The following is a 13,347-nucleotide window of genomic DNA, read 5'->3' on the forward strand; positions in this document are numbered from 1 at the left end:
TATATTATATTACTTGCTCAATAAAATATAGGTTTAACTAATTACCCTTTATGAATAATTCAATCCCCAAAACCCCCAAGCTATTGATCGTTGACGATCAACCTCATAATCTAGGCATTTTGTTTGATTTCTTGACGCGATCTGGCTTCAAAATATTTGTGGCGTTAGATGGTGAAAGTGCCCTTCAGCGAACCGAAGTCACTAAGCCTGATCTGATTATTTTAGATGTGATGATGCCAGGAATTGATGGCTTTGAAACCTGTAAACGATTGAAACAAAATCCATCCACTCAAGATATTCCAATCATCTTTATGACAGCACTTTCAGACACAGTAGATAAAGTTCAAGGCTTTAAGCTAGGTGCTGTCGATTATATCACCAAACCCATTCATCAAGAAGAAGTGCTGAGTCGAATTCAGACTCACATCAAGCTATATTATCTGCAAAATCAACTGCAAACTAAAACCGAAGAACTTGCCCACTTAAATCAGAATCTAGAAGAAATTGTTCAAGCTAGAACGCAACAACTCATCGAGCAAGAAAAAACCGCTTTAATTGGACGGCTTACTCAGGGGATCGTGCATAATTTACGAAATCGTATTCAGCTTATTTTATCATATAAATGTTTAGCGACGGGAGAAATGACCGAAGAAGCGGTTTCTCCAGAAACGACATTTGCTTATCTTGAAAAGATGGCGGAAGCTACCTGGGATATGAGTCAAATCCTGGATAATCTTATGCACAAGAGCAAAATGGATCACTCCTTGCAGTTAACTTCGCTGAATATTAATGATCTCCTAAAAAAAGAACTCGAGTTTTGGCAGGCTAACCTTCAATTTAAACATAAGGTTAAAAAAAAATATGTTTTGGATGAGCATATTCCCTTCATCCCTTTAGTTTATACTGATATTTCCCAAATCCTGGATAATTTAATCGGCAATGCCCTAGATGCTATGTGGGATAAGGAAGAACAAACGCTAACAATTATCACCCGGCAGGATGAAGACAATCTTTACATTGATGTCCAAGATACAGGATGTGGAATAGCCCCAGAAAATCTATCCAAAGTTTTTGATCCATTCTATACCACTAAACCGTTGAAGGGTGAGGAAAAACAGCGAAATCAACCCACAGGCACAGGACTCGGTATTTATACTTGTATGCAGATATTAAAAGGTTTCGGGGGGGATATCAAAGTAACCAGTGAACTCAACAAAGGAAGTATTTTTACCGTAAGAATACCCAAGCAAAGCAATGGATAAAAAAGTAGACAGAGGGAATTTATTAATTGTTGAAGATAATCCCACGAATCTGAGTTTTCTGTTTAATTATTTGACAAAATCCGGATTCAAGGTACTGGTCGCAACGGATGGCGAAACAGCGATCCAGCGCGTTGAAGCGGCTCAACCTGACCTGATCCTACTGGATGTGATGATGCCAGGAATTGATGGGTTTGAGGTCTGTAAACGACTTAAAGACAATCCTTCAATGCGGGATATTCCAGTCATTTTTATGACTGCCCTTTCAGATACTCTGAATAAGGTTCATGGGTTTGAGATTGGCGCTGTTGATTATATTACCAAACCGATTCAGCCAGAAGAGGTTGTTAGCCGCATCCAAACTCACCTGACGTTGCGAAATTTGCAAAAGGAACTGCAAGCAAAAAATGAACGCTTATTAACATCCCAACGGCAAGAGAAGCAGCGAACATTAGAACTTGAAGAGGCATTACACAAGCTGCAACAAACGGAAGTGCAATTAATTCAAGCTGAAAAAATGTCTTCCTTTGGCAAAATAGCGGCAGGTATTGCCCACGAAATTAATAATCCCGTTAACTTTATTTATGGCAACCTGTACCACGCCAATGAATATATTCAAGACCTGTTTGAGCTGATTACACTTTACACCCAAACCTATACCCAGCCAACTGAGAAAATTAATCGCAAAATTCAGGACATTGAGCTAGATTTTATCCAATCTGATTTACCTAAACTTCTAGAATCAATGCAGGTGGGTGCTGAACGAATCCGCCAAACTGTATCGTTGCTCAAGAATTTCTTCCATTTACATGAAGCTGAGTTGAAGTTTGTCAATATTAATCAAGATATTGATAACACACTCTTTCTCTTACAGTACCACTTGGATGCTAAAGCTGGACGAGCAAAAATTAACGTGATCAAAAATTATAGTAATTTGCCTCTGGTGAAATGTTATGCCAGTGAACTCAATCAAGTATTTATGAATATGCTTACCAATGCGATTGATGCGTTAGATGAGAAGTATGGCAAACTCAAATTAGACAGTGATATGTGGTCAGTTAGAGGAGATCAGGAACAAGAGAGAGAATTTGTGCGATCGCCACTCACTCCCGATCACTCCCAAACCCCTACGATTGAGATTAGTACGGAGAGTGTAGACGAGGCGAAGGTTATTATCCGTATTGCGGATAACGGATCAGGAATGACAGAGGAGGTAAGTCAGAGGCTATTTGATCCATTCTTTAGCACCAAACCCGTCGGTTCTGGAACGGGTTTAGGATTGACGATTAGTTACCAGATCATCGTGGAAAAGCACCGAGGTCAATTAGGTGTCACGAGTGAGAGGGGAAACGGTACAGAGTTTGTAATTGAGATTCCGATTCAGTCGTAAAAGGCAACAGGCAATAGTGTAATGGTTGTAGGTTGGGTTGACCAAGGAAACCCAACAGACTTAGCTCAAAAGCTAAGTTTTCACCTATAATTTTGCCCACCTACTTAAGTTAATTAACGGGGAAAATCCTCAGCATCAATACAAGTAGCTAACGCACCCTCTACAGAAAAATCAATTTCGCGACTCAAACCAATTACGCATTCAGAAAAACGCAAGGGTAGGAGACTGCGACCACAGTTTGCCAGCACCGAAACCGGATCAGACCCTTGAGTATGCTGGTTAATATCAACAGTACAGCTTGCCAATTCCTTGGGACGCCGGACGCGCATACAAGCGAATAACGCATCATCAGCCGCAATTGGCGTTAACTCTTCGATTTTCAGCACACAGAGTGATAAATCTTTGGGTTCAAGCGCCTCAGCACAAGTTATGGCTGCATTTTCCCTAGAGATACCCGCCCGTAGGAGTTCGGCGGCGCAGATTTGAAACTGATCGACACCAGCACTGACAGGACTAGCAGGAAAGGCTAGGGTAAATAAACTTGCTGTAACGAGCTGACTGGCACAAATTTGCCAAAAATGACGACTACCAACACGATTTTTCCTGTTCATGGGTTTTCTGGTGAACGATATCCTACGCTAGGATAGCCGATTTACAGCCGTTTTCAAGCAGATGAGGGAAAAACACGGGGAAGCAGGGGGAGCAGGGGGAGCATATCATCTCCTGAGAAAGGGTAAACCGATAGGAAGGAATACGGTTAAAGTAAAGAAAGCGGCTTGATCAGGACTTACCGGGAAATGCTGCAAGCAGAACAGGTCTTATGCTATCCGCCTAACACTGGACAACTGTGGACAACACAACCATTCCAGTGATGGATAGCCAGTCTAAGCAAACGCTACGTTATTAGGGTCATGGAATCTATAAGTGCTTGCCAGCTTATAGTCTAAAAGCCGTCTAGGTTTAAACAGGTGATTTAGGTCTAGCCAGTGACTTAGGCACAACAAGCCCTAATAACATTGACGAGGCACAATTTACCCTGGCAACAGGAGTTTTCGTATTATGCGAGTTTTCGTAATCAACCAAAACCAGGAACCACTCTCTCCTTGCCATCCCGCTAAAGCCAGAAAGCTACTTTCTTGCGGTAAGGCAGCCGTGTGGAAGCGATACCCTTTTACCATCATCATGACACAGGAGGTGAAAAATCCTGTTGTTACAGAACATCGATTGAAAATTGACCCCGGTTCCCAAGTAACTGGACTAGCCATCCTAGAAGGAAACCGAGTCGTATTTGCGGCTGAGTTAACCCATCGTGGATCGGCAATAAAGGCAACTCTATACTCCCGTCGTGCTATTCGCCGGGGACGTCGTAGCCGAAAAACTCGATACCGCCAACCTCGATTTGACCGTAAACGTCCTGCATGTTGGTTAGCTCCCAGTCTTCAGCATAGGGTAGACACCACTTTGACTTGGGTGAATCGGTTGAGAAAGTTGACTCCAATTTCCAGCATTTCAATGGAATTGGTACGGTTCGATACTCAGCGACTCAATAACCCGGAAATAGCTGGCATCGAGTACCAGCAGGGAGAGCTGTTTGGTTACGAAGTCCGGGAGTATCTGCTAACTAAGTGGAATCGCCAATGTGCTTACTGTGGAGCCTCTAAGGTTCCTTTGCAGATTGAACACATCCACCCCAAAGCTAAAGGTGGCAGTAATCGGGTTTCTAACCTGTGTTTGGCTTGTCAACCATGCAACGTGAAAAAAGGAACCCGACCGATTGAACAATTTCTGAAGAAAAAACCGGATAGTTTACAGCGGATATTAGCTTTCGCCAAACGTCCCCAATTGGACGCGGCTGCCGTCAATTCTACCCGATGGAAGTTGTATCGCCAGTTAATGGCTACAGGTTTACCAGTTGAAACGGGGACAGGTGCCAGGACAAAGTTTAATCGTACCCGCCTAGGTTTACCGAAAACCCATTGGCTCGATGCTGCTTGTGTTGGACAATCAACTCCAGATAATCTAATCGCTCGAAATATCAATCCCTTGGTGATCAAGGCAACAGGACATGGGAATCGGCAAATGGCACAAATCAATAAATTTGGCTTCCCACGCCGAAAAAAAGATGGCAGTTATAGGGTTAGAACTCGCATCAAAGAGTTTCATGGATTTAAGACAGGCGATATTGTCCGCGCCATTGTCCCCACCGGGAAAAATCAAGGAACGCACATTGGGCGAGTGACAGTGAGAGCTGGTCGAGTCTTTGACTTGACTACAGCAAAAGGGAAACTGCAAAGCATTAACTGGAAGTATTTCAAGCCAATCTGGAAAGCAGATGGTTATGCTTACGTCCACAAAGTCCAGAAATGTCCATTAATTTAGCGACTAGATGCTTACTGATCGCTATCACCTTCATCATCCCTTTGGCAATAACCCTGGACGCCAAACCTGGTTGGCGTTTGACCATTCTGTATCCCCGCCAGAATCAGTGATTGTTAAGCTGTTGGCATTTAACCCTCAGATGCAGTGGGATGAGTTTAAGTTATTTGAACGCGAAGCCCAGGTTCTTCAACAGCTAACCCATCCTCAAATTCCCCGCTATCGGGATTATTTTTCCTTGGATAGCCAGGTTGGAGAGGGTTTGTATTGGTTCGGATTAGTTCAACAATACATTCCGGGGGCTTCCTTACGGCAATTATTGGATCAGGGTAAACGGTTCACTCAAGAAGAGGTGAAGCGTATTGCTGAGTCAGTATTAGAGATTCTCAGTTATCTGCATGGCTTACAACCGCCAGTGCTACATCGGGATATCAAACCCAGTAACTTAATTTTGGCGGATGATTTGCCTATTTATCTGGTTGATTTTGGGGCGGTGCAAAATCGGGCGGTGACAGAAGGAGTAACGTTTACGGTAGTGGGAACGACGGGCTATACTCCCTTAGAACAGTTTTGGGGAAAGGCTGTACCCGCCTCTGATTTGTATGCTTTAGGCGCAACCCTAATCCATTTACTCACTGGGATTACCCCGGCTGACTTACCCCAACAAGATTTACGGATACAATGGAGCGATCGCGTCTCGGTTGATCCCCAGTTGATTCGTTGGATAAACGTCTTGACTGCACCGGATTTAGACCAACGATTTAGTAGCGCGGCGGAGGCGCTAGAGGCGCTGCATCACCAGCGTTATTCCCAACCTTCCCTAACCAACCGCCCTCAACCGAAAGGTAGCCGCGTTCAGCTTAAGCAATCACCCCAGCAGCTTATCCTGAAAATTCCCCAACCCAAGCGATCGCTCCGGGATATTCTCAAACTAGGAGGTGACTTACTGCTCACCGCTTGTTCACTCCCGCTTTTATTACTATTCGGGTTAATCTTTTTAGGCTTAGGTATCGGGCTATGTGCCACATTATCCCACAATGGCACATTATTTCTTGTCTTGCTCCCCCTGGTTGTGTTTATGGGATGGCTCTGGCGGGCTACCAATCAGGAATTAGGTAAAGTTCAAAATGAAGTGGACTATAATTTGCGTCATCTGTTCGGAGGTTATTGTCTTTATTTGACTCCAGAACACTTCATTATTGAACGAGAACTCTTGGGATTAACCTATCAGCGTCATATTGGTAAAATTGCTGACATCAAAAGACTCCAATTAATTCCTTTTACAGAGATAAGGTTAGAAACATGGATGATTTACTATTCCTTTGGGCAAACCTTAACCGAAAACGAGCGGCGTTGGTTAATTCAGGAACTTCAAGGATGGGTAGAAGGGTAGGAAGGGAGAAGGGGAAAAGGGTAGTAAATAAAAATTATATGGTATTGTAGGGGCGGGTTTAGAGATTTAATTGACGGGTCTACCGATAACTTATCAACAAAACCCGCCCTCTCGTCGTTTATATTTGAAGAAAATGACGAATGGCAAATGAAAAAACAACTGTTAGCGGAACGTTATCAACTCGAAAGAAAATTAGGACAGAATGCGGGGCGTCAAACTTGGTTAGCCCAAGATATTAGCCTGTCACCGCCGCAACCTGTCGTGGTAAAGCTGTTAGCGTTTAATCCCCAGATGCATTGGGATGAGTTAAAGCTATTTGAACGAGAAGCGCAAGTGCTTCAGCATCTTAATCATGCCCGAATTCCGGAGTATCGTGATTTCTTCACCATTGAAAAGCAATTCGGAGAGGGATTACCTTGGTTTGGCTTAGTCCAAGACTATATTCCTGGAGACTCTTTACAAACGCTATTGGATCAGGAAAAACGATTCACAGAAGCAGAAGTTTGTCAAGTTGCCGAGAGTATTTTAGAGATTCTCATCGATTTGCATGAACTATCGCCCCCTGTATTTCATCGTGATATTAAACCAAGTAATTTAATTTTGAGCCAGGATAAACAGGTTTATCTGGTTGATTTTGGTGCTGTACAAGACCGCGCGACAGCAGAAGGTGTAACCTTTACAGTAGTAGGAACCAGTGGCTATACACCACCGGAACAACTTTGGGGAAAAGTCGTTCCTGCTTCGGATCTCTATGCATTAGGAGCAACATTAATTCATTTATTAACGGGAATAGCACCTGCTGATTTACCCCAACATCAGATGCGCTTACAATTTAGCGATTATGTCAATCTCACTCCCCATTTTGCACAATGGTTGGAATGTCTGACCGAACCGGCACCAGAACGACGGTTTACGGGGGCGCGTCAAGCGCTATCGACTTTAAAATCAGGCGGCGACTCCATTAGAAAGCCAGGGCAGTCTCGCGTGGGTTATGATCATCAAGATGGTTTGACCTTTCGCGATCGCGTGCGCTATGGTCGTCTCGCTGGCTTGACCTTCCTTCAGTTTATCGTTGCCAGTATCGCAATCAGTCTGATTGTGCCAAATTTTTTGTATACCCAAAAAACGCCTGAACCGGATGCTAAAGATTATGTAAGTTCGATGAACCGCAGTCAGCAAGCGTACTATTTAAAATACTCAGTTTTTGCCGATTCCCTGTCTCAACTGAATCTAGGTATTCCGCATCAGACGAATAACTATCGCTATTCCACTCACAATCAGGGTTCTTCCGTCTTTAATTACGCCATTTCCCGTAAACCTAACCGGAAAAGTTATGTCGGTGGCGTTTTTCGTATTCCTACCACTGACTTCAATATCCATGAAACACCAGGAACAATGACAACCCGAAAAATTCTCTGTAAAGCCAATGTTTCTGGCACGACTAAACTTCCAGAACCCACCTATTCATCCGGAAAAGTTGCTTGTAGTCGTGGTACTCAACGAGTGTATCGTTAATGGTAATGGGTTGAAACAGGGAACAGAAAAGGTACAATGGGATGGGTTGTCGGAACCTATGGCTATCAGAACCTACGCTGAGAACCCCCGCGCTTTAGCCCGGGGATGAAAGCGTTTTACGGGCTTTAGCCCTTCGTTTCTGATTCTATCCCCCCATACCGCCTGATTGCCTCTCGAATGTTTTTCATGCCCTACTTGTGGCTCCTTAGGAAAAATAAATCAGTGAAAATTAAGTCGATAATTTCCCATCTAGAAAATGATTTTGGAGGAGGACAATGAATGTTCCCGTGTCACTATGGATTCTTATAGCTAGAACAGATGTACCCTACATGTTACAAACAATTCCACATCTGATTCGTGCCTGTCATTACCCCTTTACCGAGCGGGTTTTGGCGATGGATACGGCACCGCTGAGTGGAGATAAGCGCTATCGATACAATACAGGAACTCAACAACAATTAGAATTAGCCTGCCAAACTCTAATAGACCAAGGGTTCATCGACAAAATCGTCAAGATAGATTACGATCCCCAAAAAATTAAAAATGTCTATCAAAAGTATTTTGGCACTGAGCAAGCCCAGCAGATGCTCAACCATACACACAATTGGAAAGGTTCAACCGTTTATGCTTCACTGTACTGTATAGAAGCATCCGCCACGGATCATTACCTCCATTTTGATGCGGACATGCTTTTGCACCAAGACGCCGATTATAACTGGATTAGCCAAGCCATACAGTTAATGGAATCAATCCCCACAATCGCGGCGATACGTCCCCGTTGTGGTCCTCCTCACCCAGACGATAAAGCCTTTCACCCCAATCCTTTTATCAAAGATGAACGAGGCTTTTATGCCCATAAATTTTTTAGTATGAGGGCATACCTCGTTGACCGAAAACGCTTTGCCCAACTTGCCCCCATCCCCTTGATGTGGAAATATTACCCGATGCTGTCTAGACAGTTACCCCAGCCATTTCAACCATTATGTGCTAAAGTTGAGCGCAAGTTACGCCGTCAAGTTAAACCCATTCAAGGCGCCATTGAATCCTTTGAACCGATGACGAGTCAAAAGCTACGGGATACAAGTTTTGTTAGGGCAGATTTATCCTCAACTCAAGCCTGGACGTTACATCCGCCCAAACACGATTCTGACTATATCCAAGCGTTGCCTAATCTAATCAAACTCGTCGAGCAAGGAAAGTATCCCCAGGGACAAGCGGGTCACTATGACCTGCTTCTAGATGAATGGTCGGAATTGCTGAACGGCGAAAAGGCAGAGGAATAATTCTTTGACTTAAACTTGAATAAAGGATTGAGCATTTCAAATGAAAGATTTAAACATACGTCAACTGATTCGGGTGACAAAAAACGAAGTTATTCAAAATTATCACCGATTTAGAATTGACACCACTCAAAGTCCTTATCATATCATTGGCAGAAGTCAACCCTATCGAATTCTTTTTATCCTCAGCCACATGCGCTCTGGCTCTTCCTTATTAACTCATATTTTAAATTCAAACCCTGACATTATCGGCTATGGGGAAACTCACATTCAATATGCTTCAGAAGCGGATTTTAAGTGTTTAATGTTAAAAGTTTATTGGCAAGCACAAGAATTTAGAAAGCTCTCGGACATAAAAAACTTTAGCATGCACCAAAAATATATTTTAGATAAAGTTCTACACAACAACAAATTTTTGAGTGAAAGCTTTTTGGTTTCCCCAAATCTGTACAGCATTTTTTTATTAAGAGAACCGCAAAGAAGTTTAGCGAGTATCGCTGAACTCAAACCCCATTTGAGTGAAGAACAAGTCCTTGACTATTATGTCAAACGGTTATCCATGTTAGAACATTATGCCCAGCTAATTAATAGCAAAGAGCGTAGCTTATTTATCACACATAACCAGCTTTTAGAGCAGACAGATTTAGTTTTTGACGCTTTACATGATTTTTTAGGCACGAGACAAGGATTTTCCGAAGACTATCAAATTCTCCGAACAACCGGGATGCGGGATGTGGGAGATCATAAAGGCAATATTAAAGCAGGTCATATAATACGAACGCCAAGAAAATTAAAAAACAAAATTTCTCCAGATTTAGTCGAAAAAGGAATGCAGTCCTTTAATCAGTGTTCGGCAACACTATCTGAATATTGCACTCCTGTAGGAAAAATGATTGGATTTTTGAATTGAGTCATGTCAACAATAAATTATCATTATTTTTTCAACTGCCAAAGCTGACCCCGCTCATGAATATTTTTTAGCTCAAAACCAGCTTGATTAATGTCTTTTTGAAAGTCTTTGCTAGGATTATATAAAAATATATCTTGTTCAGGACTAAAATTTAGAGATATTTGCTCGACTTCAGGTTCTGCTAATAACTGAAGCTTAACTTTTGGTTCGAGAATGTGGCTCATAGAGAGCAACTGAGTCGAGTTATACCAAGAGTAATTAACCACTAAGCGGGGATTGTTGGCTTGATTAATAATCTCAGCCACTTGAGCATTATAATAGCTGTAAGATTTGCTCCACCATGTCTTGGCGGGCAAGCTAATTGCACAAGAGACAACTCCAGCAGAAATTAATACGACTGTAATTAACTGCCATAACTTTTGATGTGAAACATTAGCCGTAAAGCACTTGGAACTTAGCAAATAAGCAACGGCTAACTGTATAGCCAAATAGGACGGGAAAAAATATCGAACGACAGTTGAACGAATTCCTTCAGAAATTAAATCTGGTAATGTTAATGCTAGTATTGGTACGACAATTAATGTACAAATAAATAACCATATCTGTTTGGGAGTACGACGAATTAAATAATAGATCGAATAGACGATTAATATCAATATAGGTAGGTAAACTAAATAGTGAAACTTATTATCTTTTCCTTGACTTAAATCAATAAAGCTAGAACCCTTGTAATCCAAAAATAAAGCACTAATCTCCAGAACCCAACTCTTGATGAAAAAAGATAAACTGCCTTTCTGTTCAGTCAAATAGGACATACGGAAATTATCGCGGTGATCCCAGATAAACTTAGCCCAAGGTGTAAAAGTTATTAACCCCAAAAAAGTCGAGAGTAAGTAATTTATCCAAACTTGAGGTAGCCAAATTTTTCGAGTATTTTCTTTCTTAGCAAAAATGTTGGCTACTGCTGGATAACCTATGATTAGTACATAAATTGCATGGGATAAAATAACCAAATTAAATAAAATATGGGTATAAATCCCCAAAGCTATAGATAAAGCGTAAATTACCCAACTTGCTCGATTGTTTAAACGTATTGCTCTGAGTAATGTCACGCTTGACAATAAAATAGTAACTGTCCAAAGAGTATAGGGACGAGCTTCTTGGGCATAGAGAACAAATACCGGAGAAACAGCCATTAAAGCTGTGGCTGTTCCCGCTGTTAGATTTGAGCCAAATAGTTCAATCGCTAGCCAATAGATACAGGGAAATCCTAGCAGGCTAATTATGGCGGATAAAGCTCTAACTGTACCTACTGAATCACCAACAATTCTGCCCCAAATCCCGACTAAGATATAGTATAAAGGTGAATGCTTGGGATCATCCTTCGCCATAACGTAAAGACTGTCAGTTATGCTTCTTTGCGGGTCAGCTTCCTGATATTTTTTTATATCTTCAATCCCAGTAATCCGGTTATCAAAAACCGCTTCCGGACTGGTTGGCATATAAGCTGCAATTGCTCGAATAGAAGTACGGGTTTCGTCGTACCAGTAAGCCTTGCGGTCAAGATTAGCAAAGCGAAGAAATACACCTAATGTTAATAGAATTAGCAAACAAAATAGCAAAACTTTAGCCGTTGAATTAGGGATCAGATGACGGTAGTGCATTCTGTGAATCATTTTGTCTAAGAAAGAGGTTTTACTGGACTAAAATTTACAAATAGAGCATTACAATAGGTTAAGAGAAATCGCCCCTTGTTATTCGAGTGATGCAAATCATAGAATCCACAAAATCTAAATTCTTTTTCAATTAAATAATCGTTAATTTTAGCATGAGGAAATATTTTATAGAAACGTAATGCTGTCTGACCAATATTGGCACCAACATCAAAAATAGTCTTAACTTGTAAGTCTCTAGAAAATCTGACGATATCAGAGTCAAAATCTACACCTATAGGTACATGCCCTTTTTTGTAAACTTTGTACCCTAATCGGTCAATGAATTGCTTAAGATAAAGTTTTATGTGCATAGGTTTAAGCTATTATTCAAAGCTATTTAACATTGATTCAATCTCTGAAACATTGACCTGGAAGTTTGCATCTCTACTCTCTTCTTCACCGCACCAGTATCGATAGCTATGATCCAGTGCTTTTGATAGATAATAGTAATGTGGTAATACAAACTGTGTTGGAAATAACTCTAACAGTTTAATTGCATCTGAAAAAATGATATTAGATAAGCCGGCTCCATGGGCGGCTACAACATAGTCAGCATCGTAAAAAGTTTCTATTTGTTCTTCAATTGACATCCTTTCCAGATTATATTTTTGGAAACCATGATTTTTCAAAACATGAAAAAGATCATCTTCATTTAAAATACAGCGTAATTTCCCTTTTTTTGTTTCTCCTCTAGAAATAAAAATGCGATTTTTTTTCCGCCTTGAACGTTGGGGAATAACTTTATCCAAAAAATACTTTAGGTATACTTTTGGTAAATAACCAGCACAGGGTTGACTCATAAAACTGGGAAATATAACCTCTTCACAGGAATAAAGTTGATGAGGATTAACTACGACAGGTTTTACATTATTAGGACAGCATTTATCTATAAAGAATTTTTCAGCTTTGGTCAGTTCATTAGAAAAGAGGAGTTTAATTTCAGGGATTTTACTATACTCGGGTTGAGCGAGCAAGTATAGCCGGGGAATATTATCAATTAATGTGTGATAGTAGCTATTATTAGTTGATCTAAATATACTACAAAATCCAGGTATTTTTTTAACTTTTTTAAAAAACAAATGAGAAAGACTAAATTGTTTTGGATCTTTAAAAAAATCTGTATTAATGGAATCTGATATTACTTTCCGTGAATTAGTCAGAATAATGTTGTATTTAGGAGAGTAGATTACATTCCTGAGAGTAACTGAGTAGATAGGTGGAAGAGAGTACGTTTCCTTTTGCAGGTATTCAGCTCTCCAGTGAAAAAGAGTATGCTTAACTTCTGGCGTAGTAATGGTTTCAGGAGAAACTGGATGACTTTTCTGAAGATTACTGTAGAACTCATCAATCGTTCCTATCCGCACTAAAATTTTACGCAAATATGGGTTGTCTATATACTGCAAGAAACTCCTCAAGATTTTTTTTAGCATCTTTATTACTGCCAATTAAGATAGTCTGTTTTGCTGATGGTATTTACAAGAACATTAGCGACGATTAAATGGAGACAGG

At 41.0% G+C, this 13,347-nt stretch carries 11 protein-coding genes; 7 read left to right on the forward strand and 4 right to left on the reverse strand.

Annotation, left to right across the window (positions count from 1 at the left end):
• Nucleotides 1-50: 50 nt before the first annotated feature.
• Both RIE73_RS24975 and RIE73_RS24980 read left to right on the forward strand, forming a co-directional pair.
• On the forward strand, nt 51-1,262 hold the full coding sequence (locus RIE73_RS24975; protein ID WP_446403748.1) for a hybrid sensor histidine kinase/response regulator: 1,212 nt from the start codon (nt 51-53) through the stop codon (nt 1,260-1,262).
• Entirely contained in the window at nt 1,255-2,649 is a 1,395-nt protein-coding gene (locus RIE73_RS24980; protein WP_446403749.1) for a hybrid sensor histidine kinase/response regulator, read from the forward strand. Before RIE73_RS24975 ends, RIE73_RS24980 begins: the two co-directional genes overlap by 8 nt.
• A 113-nt stretch (nt 2,650-2,762) precedes the next feature.
• Here RIE73_RS24980 and RIE73_RS24985 read toward each other — a convergent pair whose 3' ends face one another.
• Nucleotides 2,763-3,260, reverse strand: a complete 498-nt coding sequence (locus RIE73_RS24985) for a hypothetical protein (protein ID WP_446403750.1) — start codon at nt 3,258-3,260, stop codon at nt 2,763-2,765.
• Nucleotides 3,261-3,708: 448 nt separating this feature from the next.
• On the opposite strand from RIE73_RS24985, the gene iscB reads away from it, so the two are divergent.
• The 5 genes from iscB to RIE73_RS25010 all read left to right on the forward strand — a co-directional run bounded on the left by iscB (nt 3,709) and on the right by RIE73_RS25010 (nt 10,123).
• Nucleotides 3,709-5,028, forward strand: a complete 1,320-nt coding sequence (gene iscB / locus RIE73_RS24990) for an RNA-guided endonuclease IscB (protein ID WP_446403751.1) — start codon at nt 3,709-3,711, stop codon at nt 5,026-5,028.
• 7 nt (nt 5,029-5,035) lie between these two features.
• A complete protein-coding gene (locus tag RIE73_RS24995; protein ID WP_446403752.1) occupies nt 5,036-6,418 on the forward strand; it encodes a serine/threonine protein kinase in 1,383 nt (460 codons plus the stop codon).
• 147 nt (nt 6,419-6,565) lie between these two features.
• Complete coding sequence (locus tag RIE73_RS25000; protein WP_446403753.1) at nt 6,566-7,933, forward strand: protein kinase domain-containing protein; 1,368 nt, start codon at nt 6,566-6,568, stop codon at nt 7,931-7,933.
• A 329-nt stretch (nt 7,934-8,262) separates the two neighbouring features.
• Nucleotides 8,263-9,216 carry a hypothetical protein gene (locus RIE73_RS25005; protein ID WP_446403754.1) on the forward strand — a complete coding sequence of 318 codons (954 nt, stop codon included), beginning with the start codon at nt 8,263-8,265 and terminating at the stop codon, nt 9,214-9,216.
• A 40-nt stretch (nt 9,217-9,256) separates the two neighbouring features.
• Nucleotides 9,257-10,123 (forward strand): sulfotransferase, encoded by an 867-nt coding sequence (locus RIE73_RS25010; protein ID WP_446403755.1) that lies wholly within the window; start codon nt 9,257-9,259, stop codon nt 10,121-10,123.
• A gap of 23 nt (nt 10,124-10,146) precedes the next feature.
• Here the strand turns inward: RIE73_RS25010 and RIE73_RS25015 are convergent, their stop codons facing one another.
• The 3 genes from RIE73_RS25015 to RIE73_RS25025 are packed head-to-tail and all read right to left on the reverse strand — an operon-like array spanning nt 10,147 to nt 13,268.
• Complete coding sequence (locus RIE73_RS25015; RefSeq protein WP_446403756.1) at nt 10,147-11,787, reverse strand: glycosyltransferase family 39 protein; 1,641 nt, start codon at nt 11,785-11,787, stop codon at nt 10,147-10,149.
• A gap of 17 nt (nt 11,788-11,804) precedes the next feature.
• The gene (locus tag RIE73_RS25020; protein WP_446403757.1) at nt 11,805-12,149 is read right to left on the reverse strand and encodes a hypothetical protein; all 345 of its coding nucleotides are present in this window, start codon (nt 12,147-12,149) and stop codon (nt 11,805-11,807) included.
• Between the two features lie 12 nt (nt 12,150-12,161).
• Entirely contained in the window at nt 12,162-13,268 is a 1,107-nt protein-coding gene (locus RIE73_RS25025; RefSeq protein WP_446352127.1) for a glycosyltransferase family 61 protein, read from the reverse strand.
• Between the last annotated feature and the right edge of the window lie 79 nt (nt 13,269-13,347).

It is taken from the genome of Coleofasciculus sp. C1-SOL-03, assembly GCF_040220555.1.
Taxonomy (GTDB): domain Bacteria; phylum Cyanobacteriota; class Cyanobacteriia; order Cyanobacteriales; family Coleofasciculaceae; genus Coleofasciculus.